This is a genomic window from Clostridium paraputrificum (genome assembly GCF_900447045.1).
Classification (GTDB): Bacteria; Bacillota; Clostridia; order Clostridiales; family Clostridiaceae; genus Clostridium; species Clostridium paraputrificum.
This window is the reverse complement of record NZ_UAWH01000014.1, coordinates 804,008-822,094: the sequence shown is the minus strand read 5'-3', so window position 1 is coordinate 822,094 and position 18,087 is coordinate 804,008. Positions and strand designations below refer to the sequence as shown.

General features: G+C 29.7%; 13 protein-coding genes. 4 read left to right on the top strand and 9 right to left on the bottom strand.

The features are described from left to right. Positions 1–25: 25 nt before the first annotated feature. Positions 26–4,606 carry an alpha-1,3-galactosidase-related protein gene (locus tag DR024_RS08860; protein ID WP_172458933.1) on the bottom strand — a complete coding sequence of 1,527 codons (4,581 nt, stop codon included), beginning with the start codon at positions 4,604–4,606 and terminating at the stop codon, positions 26–28. A gap of 189 nt (positions 4,607–4,795) precedes the next feature. Continuing rightward, positions 4,796–5,671 carry a radical SAM/SPASM domain-containing protein gene (locus DR024_RS08855; protein WP_027099628.1) on the bottom strand — a complete coding sequence of 292 codons (876 nt, stop codon included), beginning with the start codon at positions 5,669–5,671 and terminating at the stop codon, positions 4,796–4,798. A 255-nt stretch (positions 5,672–5,926) separates the two neighbouring features. Between DR024_RS08855 and DR024_RS08850 the strand changes: the two genes are divergently transcribed. Then, positions 5,927–6,256: a DUF1622 domain-containing protein gene (locus DR024_RS08850; protein ID WP_055253596.1), complete on the top strand. Its 330-nt coding sequence runs from the start codon at positions 5,927–5,929 to the stop codon at positions 6,254–6,256. A 40-nt stretch (positions 6,257–6,296) separates the two neighbouring features. Here the strand turns inward: DR024_RS08850 and DR024_RS17695 are convergent, their stop codons facing one another. Further along, entirely contained in the window at positions 6,297–6,437 is a 141-nt protein-coding gene (locus DR024_RS17695; protein WP_155849328.1) for a hypothetical protein, read from the bottom strand. Between the two features lie 141 nt (positions 6,438–6,578). On the opposite strand from DR024_RS17695, the gene DR024_RS08845 reads away from it, so the two are divergent. Beyond that, entirely contained in the window at positions 6,579–7,301 is a 723-nt protein-coding gene (locus DR024_RS08845; protein WP_111918548.1) for a GerMN domain-containing protein, read from the top strand. A gap of 137 nt (positions 7,302–7,438) precedes the next feature. Here DR024_RS08845 and DR024_RS08840 read toward each other — a convergent pair whose 3' ends face one another. From DR024_RS08840 to hflX, 5 genes are all read right to left on the bottom strand, one after another. Beyond that, positions 7,439–8,176, bottom strand: coding sequence for a YebC/PmpR family DNA-binding transcriptional regulator (locus DR024_RS08840; RefSeq protein ID WP_027099624.1), 738 nt, complete (start codon positions 8,174–8,176; stop codon positions 7,439–7,441). A 76-nt stretch (positions 8,177–8,252) separates the two neighbouring features. Then, on the bottom strand, positions 8,253–8,903 hold the full coding sequence (locus tag DR024_RS08835; RefSeq protein ID WP_027099623.1) for a YigZ family protein: 651 nt from the start codon (positions 8,901–8,903) through the stop codon (positions 8,253–8,255). Then, complete coding sequence (locus tag DR024_RS08830) at positions 8,891–10,306, bottom strand: aminotransferase-like domain-containing protein (RefSeq protein WP_034867027.1); 1,416 nt, start codon at positions 10,304–10,306, stop codon at positions 8,891–8,893. The genes DR024_RS08835 and DR024_RS08830 overlap by 13 nt, the downstream gene beginning before the upstream one ends. Positions 10,307–10,322: 16 nt before the next feature. Continuing rightward, positions 10,323–11,225, bottom strand: coding sequence for a nucleotidyltransferase domain-containing protein (locus DR024_RS08825; protein WP_111918546.1), 903 nt, complete (start codon positions 11,223–11,225; stop codon positions 10,323–10,325). 182 nt (positions 11,226–11,407) lie between these two features. Next, entirely contained in the window at positions 11,408–13,204 is a 1,797-nt protein-coding gene (gene hflX, locus DR024_RS08820) for a GTPase HflX (protein ID WP_111918544.1), read from the bottom strand. 428 nt (positions 13,205–13,632) lie between these two features. Here hflX and hpt point away from each other — a divergent pair, with 428 nt between their 5' ends. Then, a complete protein-coding gene (gene hpt, locus DR024_RS08815; RefSeq protein ID WP_027099619.1) occupies positions 13,633–14,157 on the top strand; it encodes a hypoxanthine phosphoribosyltransferase in 525 nt (174 codons plus the stop codon). Between the two features lie 384 nt (positions 14,158–14,541). Here the strand turns inward: hpt and yunB are convergent, their stop codons facing one another. Next, positions 14,542–15,192, bottom strand: coding sequence for a sporulation protein YunB (gene yunB, locus DR024_RS08810; RefSeq protein WP_111918542.1), 651 nt, complete (start codon positions 15,190–15,192; stop codon positions 14,542–14,544). 96 nt (positions 15,193–15,288) lie between these two features. On the opposite strand from yunB, the gene DR024_RS08805 reads away from it, so the two are divergent. Then, positions 15,289–17,835, top strand: coding sequence for a transglycosylase domain-containing protein (locus DR024_RS08805; protein WP_111918540.1), 2,547 nt, complete (start codon positions 15,289–15,291; stop codon positions 17,833–17,835). The last annotated feature ends 252 nt before the right edge of the window (positions 17,836–18,087 follow it).

Sequence of the window (18,087 nt, the reverse complement as noted above, 5' to 3'; positions counted from 1 at the left end):
CTCACTTAAAAAACTTTATCATATTCTATTTACTACTAGACTTTTCTCTGCTCATTAATATAATGGTTACTCCACTTAATACAACTAGAGCAAGTACTAATAGTCCCAAACTTTCATCTCCTGTTTTAGGTGGATTTGATGACTCTGTTTTATCATCTTCAATTTCATCATTACTCCCACCATTTGGAGTTTCTTCTTTATCTTCAAGACCATTAATCGCCTTCTGAAGCTTATCTATTAATTCTTCCAATTCATCACTAGAAGTAATTCCTTCATTAACTTCTGCTTTTACTTCATCTAATACTTCTAGGAATTTGACCTTACTTTCTTCTGTTTTATTGGATAAGTCAATATCTTCTGCTTCTTTTATTAAATCTAATAATGACTTGATATCTAATTCAGGCTCCTTTGAATTTTCTACTGTAAGAGTCTTAAACTCCATCATACGTTTATTTTCATGGATTATTCTTACAATGATCTCATCTCCATTTTCAACTACTGTATCTACACCTTGTGATATTTCATTAAGTCCATTGTTATTACGCTTCATAACTGTTATTTCTGCATTTACATCATTAGCATCTGCCTTAACTGAAATTTTATTAGTCTTGTTACCTAAATCAACTTTCTCTTCTGAAATATCTAGAGTACTTCCATTAACATCAATTTTATTAAATCCTTCTAAAATGTCCGCATAACGCATAACATGAACACTATGAACATCTTTAGTTACTCTATCCTTAGCAACAGCTTCAAAATCAATACTAACTACTCCATTATAAACAGGAACAGTAACCTTTGCATTATTTCCATTCTGAACCACTTCATAATTTATTCCATGGTCATAATTCTTTGCTAAAAGCTTGTCTGTACCTTCTGATAATTTAACATTAAATGTTATAGAATTATCTTTTTTATTAGTATTAATAAAGGAATTTTTGCTTGATATATTAATTTCACCATATCCAACAGCATTAATTGACTCAATTCCTGCTTTGTTACTTTTTATTTTCTCTAATTTAATAGTTCCAAAATCGCCACTAACTGTATCCTTACCTGTAACATCTATTACTGACTTAGTATTATTATCATAGTTTATTAAATATAACTTTGTTAACTCCTCTGGTATAGTAATGGTATCTCCATCAACTATTTTTATACCATTTAGATAAAAGCCTTTTTGAGATTGTGGCTTATAATTAAATGTTTTACTAATTACATTTGAATATTTACCACTAGATAGTTGCGATACCGCAAACACCTTATACTCTCCATTTTCTGTAGCTTTAAAGCTATTTCCACTTACAACATATGTGTTATTACCAGGCTCACTAACTATTAACATATTATTACCTTTATGAGTTGAATCAAAGCTAATATTAATATTATCATTACTATCAGATGAATGACTTAAATTAGAAATTACAAACTTAGAATCATCATTAGTCATAATTGGTAATGAATCCTTCAGTAAAACTTCATCAATATTTCCTTCTCCTAATTTAATATCTGTAACTGTAACATTTTTATTAGTTTGTCCAGCTCCCCAACATGCAACTGCAAGCTTAAGATCATCTCCAAAGCTTGATATATCAACGCTTTGTACCTTATTCCTCTTGCCATCAACTATAGAATATAAATTAACTGTTTTGCCTTGCTTTTCTATTGCAAAAGTTGCTTTTTTAATTTCATTTTCACTAACATCCCCTGTTGCATGCTCACTTCCTATAGCATTAACTTCATGAACAGTTCCAAATCCATCAGCATGAGCACGTTTACCTACAGATAAATAGTTATTACGATCAACAGTTCCATTTGCATTCTTTTTCATAATTAAGAAATATGCTGAGTCCCAGTTATTTGCCATACGTCCTGGTAATCCATCAATTGTTACTAACCCTGTAAAATTATTAGTATCAACATTTTCCAAATCAATAGTAACTAAATTATTTAATGTATTATCACTTCCCCACAAATCATTACCTGCTTTACGAGTTATTGTAATGCTATCATCTGAAGCAGTTGAATTACTATCTTTATCTTCAATATTTATTAAAGAGTTTAAAACCTTTTGATCATCTTTACCATTTACTATAGCAAAGACTATTTTTTCACTTCCCTTATATCTTACTGTAATTCTTGCTAAACCTGTTTTTAAACCATAAAAGGTGTTTCCTTCTAATTTTACAATTTGAGAATCATGAATTGTATATTCTACTTCACTTGGATTAATATCTTCTTTAAACTCAAAGCTTGTACCATCGTCTCCATCAATAGTAATTACCTCTGATTTAAATTCCAATTCATTCTCGAAAGTATTTTCAGAGCTTAAAACTGTTATTTCCTTCTTATTAGACTCAATAATGGTACCATTCCAAACATAATATGCAAATACCTCTGCTGTACCTTCTTTGTTTGCAGTCATCTTCCCATTACTATCAATACTTACCACTTCATGATTAGTTGATGCATATTGTATATTACTAACAACATCTGAAGGTTCAGTTTTTTCTCTATTATTTAGTACATTTAAATCATCTTTAAGCTTTAAATTTTTGCTATCCATCCCCTCAATTAATACATTCTTTCTTAATCCATCATCATAATAATTGTTTTCTACAACAACATTTTTACTATTTTTAAATTCTAATACATTAGCTACAGTTCCTGAATTAGATTCTGGACCTCCTGGTAATGATGTTGGACCAGTTACAACATTTCCATCATAAGTTAGTTCTAAATTGCTATTGTTACCTACATATAATTTGTTAGAACCTTCTATACTTAAATCAACACTTGGATCTAATCTATATATTTCATTATTTCTAAATGTTAGATTCTCAACACTTTCAGCACGTAAAGCCCCATCACTTTCTAAATAAAACTTATTTTCTTCAATCAAAATATTCTTATGAATAGGGTTGGATTCATCTGGTAATCCTCCACCTTTAGTTACTGGATGAAAATATATTGCTGGAGCATACTTCCACCAAGTACGACCTAAGCTACGTATTTTAAATGTATTATTTCTTATTTCTAGATCACGAATTGGACCTGATTCATACCATTCATCAGAGTCATTTGAGAAAAATAATGTTGCCATTGAAGGAGCTTCAAAATAATTGTCTTCAATAACTATCTTCTTACGTGATGTTGCTAAGATCATACGAGTAAATACATTTTTAAACTCGTTGTTTTTAATATAAATCTCTGGAGTATATGTTGCATTTTCAGCTACAAACTTTGGTTCATTTCCAACTTTCTCTGTTAAATAATCTGGTACTTCTTCTTCAAATTCAACAATCATCTCTTTAAGATTATCTTTTGATGGTCCTTCTACACTTTTTACTGTATATTCCTTTTCTTCATCTCTTGATTCTAGTGTATCACGACTATAAAATACCACCTTATCTCCTGGATGATATTGTGGAAATCCTCCTTGTTGATTATGAATATATTTTAATCTCAATGTATTGCTATCTAACTTTTCTTCAACACGAGTAAATGTCCCATGAATATTGATAGGATCATCATGAGTATTATTGAAGAAGGAATTTTTTATTTCTATCTTTCCCTTTGCACCTGAAATATGAATTCCATCAGCAAAGCTTGAAGTATTACGTCCTGTTTCAATATCTGTTTCCATACGTATACCATCAAAAGAAACGTTTTCTGCCATTTGAACTAAGAATCCAAATCCATGCATGTATGATATCTTTGTATTAATTACATTAATATCTTTGCTTTCCCATACAAAAGCACCAGCTGTTGGACGCTCAGCGTTTGATACTAATTGAAAATTCATTCCCTTTACAACTTCAAATGCTGGGTTTGAAGAGTATTTAATTCTAACTCTTGAATCATCTAGCTGCTCTATTGATTGTGCATTTGTAAATGGATTACTATTTGAATAATATGATCTTCCCATTAACTCTGTTGGATACTTTACTGATATACCATAATTACGATGATCATTTTTTTCTGTCCAATAGTACCCTCCATCAGATTTTTGTTCTGACTTCCATATAATATTCGCTCCTTGAATTTCATAATTAAGATATTCAGGAATAAAATAATCTATAGTCTTATTTTCATTATCATAATCAAGCACAGTCATCTCAGAAGTTGTAGGAATTTGATAATCTATATTTACATTTTTTACTGTTATATTCTCTGAGTGCATAATAGCTAAGGCCATCATATCACCATTAATAATAAACTGTGATCCATTTCCATCTATAGTTAAATTATTTTGGTTCTCAATTAAAATACCAATTGATTTGTTAGGAAAACGTACACTATCTGTATTTGATGTATGTACCTCTCTTACTGGAGCATTCTCTTTATGAATTTGATAAATACCTTTATCAAACTTTAAAGTAACCTTATCCCCATTCTCACCTATTTCCCTAATAGCTTCAAACATATTAACTAAAGCTTTAGCATTATCTTTTTCACCTGTTGAATCAAGTCCATAATCACTTGCATAAACTATGATTCCTTCATCACTTTTTTCCATAGCTTTTACTGATGAAATACTTACATTTGAAATAAGTACTGCTAGTACAGTAAAATAAACTATTGCTTTTCGAAATATACGTTTCATTTTTTCCTCCTTATGAGTTGATATTATTTTTACAGTAAAATTTAAAACTATCATCCTTTTAAAGAAAACGTTTTCTATTTTTACAATTTTATAGTATCATCTCATAATTTAAAAATACATATAAAATATTACTTAACATATATAAAAAACTAGGATTGCTTTAAAGCTAACCCTAGTTTATATATATATCTATTTAGAAAACACCTCACTATAACCACATCTTTTACATAACTCTTCTACCCTCTTTCTACAAGAGAAACCATCAAATATCTTTCTAGCTCTCTCTCCCTCAAGAATAGATTTTAAACTTTCATTATAAATATTACCTAAAGGTATATTCCCTTCCCCATCTAAGCAACATGGAACCACAGTTCCATCTACCAAAATTCCAAAATGATCTCTTAATCCGTGACAGAAGCCACTATCCCCTAATGGTTCAATCTCCATAGTTGGCCATTGAAATTTTTCTGCTCCATTTAAATATATTCTATCTTTTATCTTTACCCTTCTCTTTTCCTCTAAAACCTTCATTACATCATCTTCATATCCAAACTTCATATTGATAAGCTTGGTTATTTTCTCATTCAACTCATTTTCACCCTTGGTCTTCTCACCATCAAAATTCCATAATCTCATTGAACATATTATGTCTGTAGTTCTATTTACTTCATCTATAAAGCTTAAAACATCATTAAAATATTCTTCAAAAGTTATTTTACTATCATTAGCTTCAAAACTATGAAGTGAAATATTAACTTGTCTTAGAGACTTTGCATTGAGAAGTATTTCTTTATTCTTCTTTAAAAGGGTTCCATTTGTTGTTATGTTAACCTTTATACCCCTCTTATATGCCTCATCTAAAAACACTTCTAAACCAGGATTTAATAAAGGCTCACCCATAAGATGAAGATATATATAATCAGTGTATGGACTTACCTCATTAAGTATATGTACAAACTTTTCCTCATCTAAAAAGCTTTTTGCCCTTTTTGTTAAGGGGCAGAAACTACAACTTAAATTGCATACATTCGTTATTTCAATATAAACTCTTTTATACTTTTTCATTATTCTGTACCTACTTTTCAAAATTCTTAATTATACATTATTTTATAACACTAAGATATAAGAAATACAAACACAAAATTTCACTTGTATAATTTAAAATTCTGTGTTATTCTAATTGAGCAGTTGGTACAATAGTGCTAATTACTTGGGAGCTTAGTTTGTCTTTCGCCGGATGCTAAGCTCCCTTTTATTTTATGAATTTTTTATTCTCTCTTGTGAAAAACTACAGTGATAGTTATTTTAGGAGGGATTTTTTTGTTAGAGGAATTACTTAGTAATTATTTACCAGTTTTGATACATCTTTTAGAATTAATGGGAGTAATAGTAGTTGTTATAGGTGCTGTTTCTGCCTTTTATAAATATATAATGAGTATATTTTGTAAAAAGAAGTATCCAATTAAGTATACCTTTGCTAATAACCTAGCTATGGGGCTTGAATTTAAGCTAGCTGGAGAAATATTAAAGACTGTATTAATTAAAAATATAGATGAGTTATGGATAATTGCTGCTGTAAGTTTACTTAGAGGATTTCTTGCCCTACTTATCTATTGGGAAATGAAGAATGAAAAAAACGAAACCACCTAATAAAAGGGCTGTAACAATAGTACAGCCTTTTTATATTTCTTTAATTACCTTTCATTTCATCTATACATCGTTTACAAATTGCATTATGCTTGTCTCCTTGGTTTTTATCAACATAATAATCCGATAAGCTCTTCATCTTATGACACATCTTACACCTTTTTATAACCTTAGATCTTGACATTCTTTAACACCTCCCACTTTAAATCTATTCCTAATTATGTATATTTAGAATATTAGTTAACTAACACTATATTATTTAAGTAAATATATATACAAGAGGTAATAAACGGTATAATATATACTAAAGAAAGGAGTGGTTTCATTGAAAAAAAGAATATTATCCATTATACTTATATCTTTTTCTATGCTTTTATTTATGGGCTGTTCTGAAAATAATGTTGATAAAAATAACGAACAGAATCATGTTGAGGCCTCTTCACCAGAAACAGATATAAAAAATGAAGATAAAAAAGAAGATTTATCAGATTCAGATACAGGTAAAACTGAGGAAAAACAAAATTCTAATGTTTCAACACCTCCACCAGAAAACACTGGCAATAAGGTAGAAAAGCCACAAACAACTACTAAGGTAGAGAAAGAAGAAACACCTACAAAACCTAAAACTGTTTCTAAAACTTTAAGATTATACTTTCACGACCCAATGTCTGATAAAAAAATATATTTAAGTAAAAATGTTAATATAACTGACAATGCTATAGTAACAGCTATAATAAATGAATTTAAAAATCCTCCTAATTCTTCTTATGTATCCATAAACCCTAGTGCAGGAGTTTCTAGTGCAAAGGTAAATAAGGAGTCTAATCTTCTAACTGTAGATTTTAATAATTCAATTCTGACAAAAACTTTTGGTAGCGGAATAGAAGGATACTTTCTTCAAGGATTGGTTAATACTTTAGGCTATAATTTAGGTGTATCTAATGTTCGTATAACTATAAATGGAAAAGGGTACTCTTCTGGACATTTTGATTTAGGAAGCAGTGATTATTTTAGCGTAAACTACAACGGTTGGAATCCGACTAATTAAGTGTGGGATAGATATTTGTTTTAGTTGATTTTATATTTTATAATAATACCTTTTATTTATAGCTAATTAAAATTTTATAATTTCCTAGACGTCAAAAAAGATGTTGCAAAATAGTTTATTTGCAACATCTTTTTTTATTATTCCTCCCAACCTTCTGGGAATTCTGCATTATGGTAAACATCAGTTACATCGTCATCATCATCTAATAGATCTAACATCTTTTGGAACTTCTTAGCATCATCTTCATTAATTGCTGTATATGTATCTGGAACCATTTTTACAGCAGCTTCTAAGAATTCAATTTCTTCAGCTTCTAATGCTTCTCTAACTGTACCAAAATCTTCAGGTGTAGTAGTAACAACGAAAACTTCCTCTTCTGCTGCAAAATCTTCTGCACCAGCATCTAAAGCTAACATCATCATTTCATCTTCATCTCTATCTTCTTTTTCTATTACAATTTCACCTTTTTCTTGGAACATGAATCCTACACAACCTGTAGTTCCCATATTTCCTCCACCTTTAGTGAATGCACTTCTAACATTACCTGCTGATCTATTTTTATTATCAGTAAGAGTTTCAACAATTACAGCAACTCCACTAGGGCCATAACCTTCATATACAATTTTTTCGTAGTTTACTGAATCAAGTTCTCCTTCTGCCTTCTTAATAGCTCTGTTTATATTGTCATTAGGCATATTAGCAGCCTTTGCCTTTGCAATAACATCTCTTAGCTTTGCATTTGTATCAGGGTTAGCGCCACCGTTCTTTATAGCTAATGCTAATTCTTTACCTATTTTAGTAAATATCTTTCCTCTTTTAGCGTCTGCTTTACCTTTTTTGTTTTGAATGTTATGCCATTTTGAGTGTCCTGACATGCTTATTCCTCCTATCTTTATTTTTTATAAAACCTATAAAATTATATCATATACTTTTAGGAAATAAAAGAAGTGGTTATTCTATTCCTTTGTATAGCCTATTTCCTTCCTTAAAATATATACCTTCCTCACTTTTGTCAATTACTACTTTTCCATTTGTAGAATTAACAAATTCATTTTCTATAGTCTCTACAATACTTTTTTCAGTTAATATATGTACAGTAACTGAATCTGTATATTCTGTGTCTTCTATATGCCAATTATTTTGACCACATATATATTGTATCTTACCAAAAAGATCATAATCAATATTAGCAGATAGCTTTAAGCCTTCTACTTTTTCTACAACACCTGCAGCTTTTACAGCAATAGATGCCCCCTTAGTATAAGCTCTAGTTAACCCTCCTGCTCCTAAAAGAATTCCTCCAAAATATCTAGTTACAACTACTGCACAATCAGTAATTCCGCTCTTTTTCATTACCTCTAAAATAGGAATTCCTGCTGTTCCTTGAGGTTCACCATCATCTGAATATCTTTGAATCCCCATATTTTGACCTATTACATATGCCCAACAATTATGCCTAGCTTGCTTATGCTTATTCTTTATTTCAGCAACAAAGGCTTTAGCATCCTCTTCATTCTCAACTCTCTTTGCATACCCAATAAACTCTGATTTCTTTTCTTCAAAGGAATCTTCACCAAAATTTCTTATTGTTATATATGCCATGTTTCTAATTCCTCTCTTATTAATTTAAGTCCTTTTTTAATTTTCTCCTCATTTGTCTGAGAAAAGCCTATTCTAAAGGTTCTATCTCCATCACTCATATTTCTAAAGAACAATACTCCAGGTGTTATATAAACATTTTTCTTACTCAATCTTAAAAACAACTCTCTAGATGTAACTCTTTCATCTGCTATTTTAAGATAAAATGTAAGTCCTCCCCCTGGTTTGTTACAAGTAACCATATCACCTAGTTCTTCATCTATAAGTTTAGACATTAATTCATATCTTTTCTTATATTCAACATTTAAATATGAGATATTATCCTTCCATGCCCCATCTTTTATATATAACTCTAAAGCTCTTTGCATTAAACTTGATGTTGCAATATCTGTATTAAACTTAGAGTTTTGCATACTTTCCCTAAATATATTGGGAGTAACTATATACCCAATTCTTATACCTGGTAAAAATATTTTAGAAAAACTCTTTATATAAATAACCCTATCACTTCTATCAAGCCACTTAAATGGAATATATTCCACTGACTCTTCATAAATAAGCTCTGATAAATAATCATCCTCAATTATATAAAAATCATATTTTTCTGCTAGTTCAATAAGCTTTTTCTTCTTTTCCAAACTATAGCTTATACCTGTTGGATTTTGAAAATAACTCATAGTATAAAAACATCTTATTCTATTCTTTTTTAGTATTTCCTCAAAACCATCTAGATTTACTCCGTCCTTTTCCATCTCAACTTCAAATATATTAGCTCTTCTCCACTTAAATACAGAAAGAGCCCCCCCATAAGTTGGTTTTTCTACTATAACATTGTCATTAATATTTAATATAGCCTTAGATGCAATATCAATTCCTTGTTGTGCACCTGAAACTATTAATATACTCTCATTATCTATGCTATTATCCCAAAATACTTCATTAATAGTATATCTTAAATTTTCATATCCTAAAGCATTTTGTGAAATTAAAGCTTCTGCTCCATCTCTATCAAGAACCTTATTAATAATACTTTTAAACTCTTCTATAGGAAATACAACTTCATTATTTGTTTCCCCTGCAAAATCTATAGCATCCTTAGTATTTCCTGATGATAGTTTTCTAAATACTCTTGAATATTCCTTAGAAAAACTACGACGTACTTCTTTTACTTTTGCATAGGTTCCACTTCCAACCTTTTGATATGCAAAGCCATCATTTTGAAGTTTATTGTATGCATTAATAATAGTTACCTTATTAACCCCTAAATAATTTGTATATTCTCTTATTGTAGGAAGTTTTTCTCCATCTTCTATGTTCTTAGTTTCTATAAGCCTTTTTATATGATTAGAAATTTGAACATACTTAGGTATTTCTTCCTGAAAAATCACATTATAAATATCCCTCATAATATACCATCCAATTTTAAATTACTTTATGTGCATATACATTTTCATCAAGTATTAAATTACCTTCTTCATCATATAAAGCTCTACTTTTCTTAGAAATAACCTCTCTCTTTGCAAGCTCTTTTAATATATTTTCCATTTTTATATCAAATTCTTTAAACGCACTATATGAGCTAATTTCATAAGAATTCATATATTCGTATTCTTCACAAAGATAGTCTATTAAAGCGCTAGATGCCCTAACAATATTATCATCTAAAAACTTTTCTATATAATTTATAGTATCTTTAATAATTTTTTCATTTATAGCCTCCATAAACAACTTGTCTACTACTTCTTTAAAATTATTACTTAAGTTTGTAGCCATAACTAAAGAATCCTTTGTTACTGTGTATCCGTTTAAATTAATTAGTAACTTTGAAAAACTATCTAAAGTTCTAATTAAAACTTCATAGGAAGTTTTAAGCCCTCCATTTTGTAAATACTTTTTACTTATGCCTATATCCTTAAGAAGCTTTCCTAAATAAACTAAATTCCACACTTCTGTATGGGATGGCATAGTATATCTAGAATTATTGTAAGCTGAACTTATTTCATTATCTCTTGAAAATACTAATTTGGAATTACACAACAACTTTTTAGCAAAGCCCTTTTTTCCATCATTCTTATAAAGTTCTAGGAAAGAGTTTTTATTTAATATCTTTGTGTGAACTGGAACTTCCCTTACCTCTGAATAAACATCTCTTATTTTTTCAAAACCATCTTCATATATAAGAAACAAATCTATATCAGATTCTTCCCACACATCTCCAGATACAATACTACCAAATGTAAATAGTGCTCCAACCTTCTTATTTTTCTTAATTTGATTTACAACAGTTTGAAATGCCTTCTGTAATTCTAATACAGTTTTAGCCATATTTTCTCTCCTTTCCTTAAAATTATTTATTTACATTATATATTAAAACTCCCCCTTAAAAAAGTACCGAAACAATTTTATATTTTTAATAGGAAAATATAATAACCCCTTTAATTTATAACTAATTAAAATTTTATAATTGAAAAAGGAGAAATCCTTATAGAATTTCCCCTTTATTACTATTATTCAATTACCTTAGTTACATATTCTTCTGTTTTATTATAAACTTCCTCATCTACTTCCACCATCATATAAGTACCTTCATCCTTATAATCCTCTTCAAAAACTCTTCCATTTCTATGAAGGAATGATACTACATCACCTTTATGATATGGAATCATAAATTCAGCTTTAATTAGGCTATAAGGAAGCTTTTCTTCAATAAGATATAATAATTCTTCTAAATTTGTTCCTTCTTTTGCAGAAACCTCAATTATATCCTTGTATAGTGATTTTTCTCTCAGTTCATCAAGCTGCTCTTCTGAGGACATATCAACCTTATTTAATACTAAAATAGTTTCCTTTCCTATAGCTCCTAACTCTGAAAGCACTTCTTCAACAGCCTTAATTTGTTCTAAGGCATAAGAAGATGAAGCATCTACAACATGACATAAAAGATCTGAAAACACTACCTCCTCTAAAGTAGACTTAAATGCTTCTACTAAATCATGAGGCAACTTTCTTACAAATCCAACTGTATCAGTTAGGGTTATAAGCCCTTTATTTTTTAAGGTTATTGCTCTTGTTGTTATATCAAGAGTTGCAAAAAGCATATTAGCTTCAAATACTTTTTCCTTACCCTTACCTTCTTGAACTGCTGCTATATCACATAAAGCATTTCTTAAAGTAGACTTTCCAGCATTTGTATATCCAACTAAAGATACCTTTGGAATACTTTCTTTATTTCTCTTTTCTCTTTGGACTTCTCTCGTTTTCTTTATTTTCTTTAATTCATTATTTAAATCATATATGGTTTCATTTATATGTCTTCTATCTGTTTCAAGCTTCTTTTCTCCAGGACCTCTTGTACCTATACCACCACCTGTTCTTGATAACACTGTTCCAAGCCCTTGTAGCCTACTCTTTCTATATTTTAGTTGGGCAAGCTCTACTTGAATTTTAGCTTCTTTACTCTTTGCTCTTCTTGCAAATATCTCCAAAATAAGAGTTGTTCTATCTATTACCTTTGCACCAATTGCATTTTCTAAGTTTCTAACTTGAGAACCTGATAATTCATCATCAAAAATAACTACATTAGCTCTTTCAGTTTGTCTTAATGATGCTATCTCAAGTACCTTTCCTCTTCCTATATAAAAAGCTGGATCTATCTTGCTTCTTCCTTGGAAAACACTTTCTAATACTGGAATATCACAAGCTTCTGCAAGTTCTCTTAATTCTTCTAAACTTTCTCTTGTATCAGAACCAACAATTATAGCTTTTTCTGTATCATCTTCTATTACTTCATTTTCTTTTATTAATGATTCTACATATCTTACCTTATCTAAAATGTGTATTGAAACAAGCTCTTCAAAGGAAAGATTTTTCTTTTCTTCATAAGCTAATACATCATTAAATACTGTTAAAGTACCTAAAGAAAAATCTATAATATTCCCTTCAAATATCCCAACTGCTACAATACAATCAAGCTTTAACTTTAATAAAGCTGATAAATCTAATGCAGAAAGATTACTATATCCATTTGGATGTGTGTGAATTACTCTTGTCCCAGAAAGCTTACTTTCTCTAATATCTAATAAAGGTAACTCAACAGATGTTGAATCTCCTATTGCAACAGATGTAACTGTTCCTCTTCTATCAATAGCAACACTCACTTCTCTTTCAACTGCAGTAGAAACCCTAACCATAGTATCTATTATCTCTCTACTACATACTTCATCCTTCAAACTCTTCATTTTATATATTTTATCTAATTCATCTAAAAAGGTCTTTTTAATTCCTTCCGTATTTCCATTTATCATACATCAATCACCTCATGCCTAAACGTTATATAATTTATATTGTAGAAATTCCAACAAAATCAGAATTTCTTTATTATCTTACTTATCTTTATCCTATTTATCTTAATTAACTTTATTATCTCATTTATCTTCTTACCTCGTACCTAAACTATGCATAGCACTGCTTTTTACCTAGTACCTTCTCTTACCTTCCTAACTCTATCTTGGCAACTTTCATCTAATTTTATACTATTGGTAAACATATGTAAACATCATAAAATGTTACTCATTATCTTATTTTATGTAAAATAGTTGAAAGAATTTAAAAATGTATGTAATATAAATTAAGATAAGACTTTTTTAAGTATTAATTTGCACTTTAATTAGAGAGAATATAATTATAGTTAATTAAGTGGTACATAGTATTATTTTATGAGCGGAGGACAACCATGGAAAACAAAAAACGTAACATCCTTTTATCAAAGGAAACTATTGATAGTAGAATTCAAGAGCTTGGTAAAGAAATCACAAAAGATTATGAAGGAAAGAGCATATATGTACTTTCTCTATTAAGAGGAAGCTTTATTTTCACTGCTGATTTAGTTAGAGCTTTAGATACAAAAGTTAAAGTAGGTTTTATGACAACATCTAGCTATGGTCATAGTGAAAATAGTTCAGGAGAAGTTAAAATAGTTAGCGACATTCCTGATAACATTGAAGGATATGATGTTTTAATAGTTGATGATATTGTAGATACAGGATACACTATGGAATTTATCATAGAACATGTAAAAAAACTTGGTGCTGCATCAGTTAAGAGCTGTGTACTTTTAGATAAACCTTCAAGAAGAAAGGTTGATTTAAAACCAGATTACAGCTGTTTTGAAATTGATGATGTATTTGTAGTAGGCTTTGGTTTAGATTACGAAAGTTATTATAGAAATGTTCCTTACGTATTTAACTGGGAAGAATAATTATATAGCGTAAATAATTATGGAATAGCATTTATACAAGTTATAAATGCTATTCCATTTTTTAATTTATATAAGAAGAGCTCATTTTATTATTGGAATACTTTTTGTAAGCCTCTTTTAAAATTTCTTTTCACTTATTACCCATATTTATATATTCTTATACTTATATATTGTTATATTTATAAGTTTTTAACTTTTTAAAATGGCTAAGTCCACTGTGAAGCTGTAGATTTTTTTACCTAAGTTTCCTATAAAGCAAAAAAAGGAGAATGGATATTTATCTTTCTCCTTTAGCACAAGCTTCAAGTCACAGAAAAATAAATATCCATTCCCTTCATACTAGAGGTAAATTTATTTATTCATTAGATATTTTATTTTTTATCTTTACTTATTGCCACCGCCTAAATCTATAGCAGTATTTGGTGTCTTTCCAACAATAATTGTTTCAGCCACAGGTATCTGACAAGTAACAACTTGCTCCTTACTATTTAGAGGTATTTTCATCCTTACTCTAGCTTCAACATTTAAATAAATTTTATGTCTTGTCTGATTAATCCCTGCGCTTTCAAATTTAGATTCATAAGATACCTTCATATTTCCAATTGGATCAATCTTTACATTTATGTCAGGACCAAATTCATAGAAGGCACTATTGTCTGTCATCCATCCAAGAGGTACCTCAACCCCTACCTCCCCCATTTTCTGAAGTTCTTCATTGCATCTTATCGAAAGCCTTGAAGTTAAATAATTTAGTTTAACAGTATTAGCTCTAATCATATTGATATTACCTTCATTATCTTTATCTATTATGATCATCTCATCATAATTAAATTCTTCATCAAACAGTTCCATACTTGTTTTACTTATACACTCTACTGTATCAGCTTTAATTGAACTTTCTGCCACCTGTAACACTGCAGGATAAATCCTCTTATCATATAAAATTATTGAAAGAATAAAAACTAATAATATGGAAATAATAACCAGTATGATAGGCTTAAATTCCGTTTTTTTAGGTTTAGTATAATAGTTCATATATCACCTTATTGTTGAGTTATTGATTTACTCATATTATAATTATGCTATAATAGCATTTATTATTATTAAATCAATTTAATTTAGGAGGAACTGATGGCAAATAAAAATAATTCAAATAAAAATAAAAAGACCTCACAGGGACCATCTAAATCAGGTAGTACTTCTAAGAAAAAGACAGCTGCTACTTCAAAAGTAAGTCAAGCTTCTCAAAAAAGTACTACTGTAAAACCTTCTAAGAATAGTAAAGGTAAAGTTGTTAACAAAAAGAAAAAAATAATAAAAAGAGTATTTTTAGCTTTATTATTCTTATTCTTAGCCCTATTTGTTATAGGTTTAGGATATGTCTTCGCTATTATCAGTAGTGCCCCACCACTAGATGTTGATGCTGTAAAAAATTTAAGCCAAGCTTCAGTATTATACGATCGAGATGGGGAGTTTATGGATAATGTCCATTCTGATATAGATAGACAAATCGTAGATGGAGATAAAATACCTAAAAATTTAAAAAATGCCTTTGTAGCAATTGAAGATGAAAGATTTTATAAGCATCCTGGTATAGATGTTAGAAGAATATTAGGTTCTGCTGTAACTGATGTAGTCAAAATCTTTAAAGGAAAAAGAGGTCTGCATGGTGGTTCAACTATAACTCAACAATTGCTTAAGAACACAATATTAAGCAATGAAGACTTTATAGTTGAAAGAAAAATAAAAGAAATATACCTTGCATTACAATTAGAGAAACACCTAGATAAGGATGAGATATTAGTTCAATATTTAAATACAATTCCCTTAGGTGGTGTAACTTATGGAGTTGAAGCTGCTTCAAACTTATACTTTGGTAAATCTGTAGATAAGCTTAACTTAATACAATGTGCTTATATTGCAGGTGTAACTCAAGCACCTCACACTTATAGTGCATATAATCCAAATAATAAAGATAATCCTTCAATCTACTTAAATAGAACTAAAACTGTTTTAGGCAAAATGAAGGAATTAGGGTATATTAACGAGGAAGAATATAATCAAGCAATTTCTGATATTGATAATGGTGGATTAGTTTTCACTCCAAAATCAATTTCATATAGACTTGATTATGAATGGTATATAAACCCTACTATAACTGAAGTAAAAAGAGATTTAAAAGAAAAATATAAGTATTCTGATGAAGAAGTAAATAAACTTTTAGCTAATGGTGGATTAAAAATCTATACAAACATGGACAGAGATCTTCAAGACTATGCTCAAAAAGTATTAGATGAAACTACTGCTGCTACTGTTAGAAAACAAGAAACTTATGTAGCTGGTACTAAAACTCCAGAATTCCAAGGTGCAGCTACTGTAGTAGATTATAAGACTGGTGAAGTTCTTGCTCTTATTGGAGGGAGAGGTGAACAAGGAGCTAACTCCTTGAATAGAGCATATAGCGATTTAAAATCTATTGGGTCATCAACTAAACCATTAACAGTTTATGGACCTGCAATAGAAGAAAAGCTATTTACAGCTGCTTCTACACTTGACGATTCACCTTTTACTGATTCAAAATTATCTTACTTGAAAAATTTTGACAATTCACATTACGGAAATATAACTTTAAGAGAATCTATTAAAGAATCAAAAAATATAACAACTGTTAAAACTCAACTAGCTATAGGTAACTCTTTATCTAAGCGTTATGGTGAAAAGTTTGGAATAGTATATAGTAAGAGTTCACAGGAATACCCTGCTTATGCTTTAGGGGAATTCCATAATGCATCTGATGATAGAGATGGAGCAACACCATATATTTTAGCCTCAGCTTTTGGTGTTTTTGGTAATGGTGGTGTTTATACTGAACCAAAGTTATACTCAAAAGTAACAGATACTTCTGGAAATGTATTATTAGAAAAAGAAACTGAAACAAAGAGAATATTCTCTGAACAAACAGCTTATATAATGTATGACTTATTAAAAGGCTCTCTAAACTACTCAGCTTCAAACGCCAAATTTGGTGCTATGCCAGTAGCTGGTAAAACAGGTACTACAACAGGACCTAAAGACTTCTGGTTCTCTGGATTAACACCTCATTTATCTGCTTCTGTATGGCTAGGTTATGATAATCGTTCAATAATGGGTGGATACTCAAGTTCTGCTTCTAAGGTATGGGGTAAGATTATGGCTAAGGCTAGTGAAGGAATGAACACTAAGGATATTACAATGCCAGATAACATTGTAAAGGTTGCTGTATGTAAAGATTCAGGTCACCTTCCTACAGATTTATGTAGACAGGATCCAAGAGGAAATAGAGTGTATGAAGAATACTTCATAAAGGGAACTGAACCAACAGGATATTGTGAAAACCATGTTAAGGTTAAGGTTAATAGTGCTAATAACAAATTAGTAACACCAAACACACCTTCTCACCTTGTTGTGGAAAAAATATTTGTTAAGAAAGCTTCACCAAATCCTGCTACAGATGATTACAAATATGTATTACCTACTGAGTATGATGATACTATAGGTGCTCCTGTATTACCTCCAACTGATACTGATAATGAGGATGAGGATCCAGAGGGAGACGATAAACTTCCTGAAGACAATCCTGGTTCCGAGGGTACAGGGGATAATACAAATAATCAAACTGAAAAACCAGATAAAACATGAATATAAAATACAAAAATAAGGATAACTTTAAAGTTATCTTTATTTTTTTGAATAATTTTAATATCAATCCTTCATTTTTAGAATAAATTTAATTTATTTCCTTCGTTTTTCTCTTTTAAATCTTATTTTTTTCATATTTTACGTTGATTTTAACTTTTTTTTATTCTTCTTATGCAACTTTTATTTTTTTTCTTGCAAAAACTAACTTTTTCATATATTATAAAATAGTATTTTGTCATAATAAGCAATAAA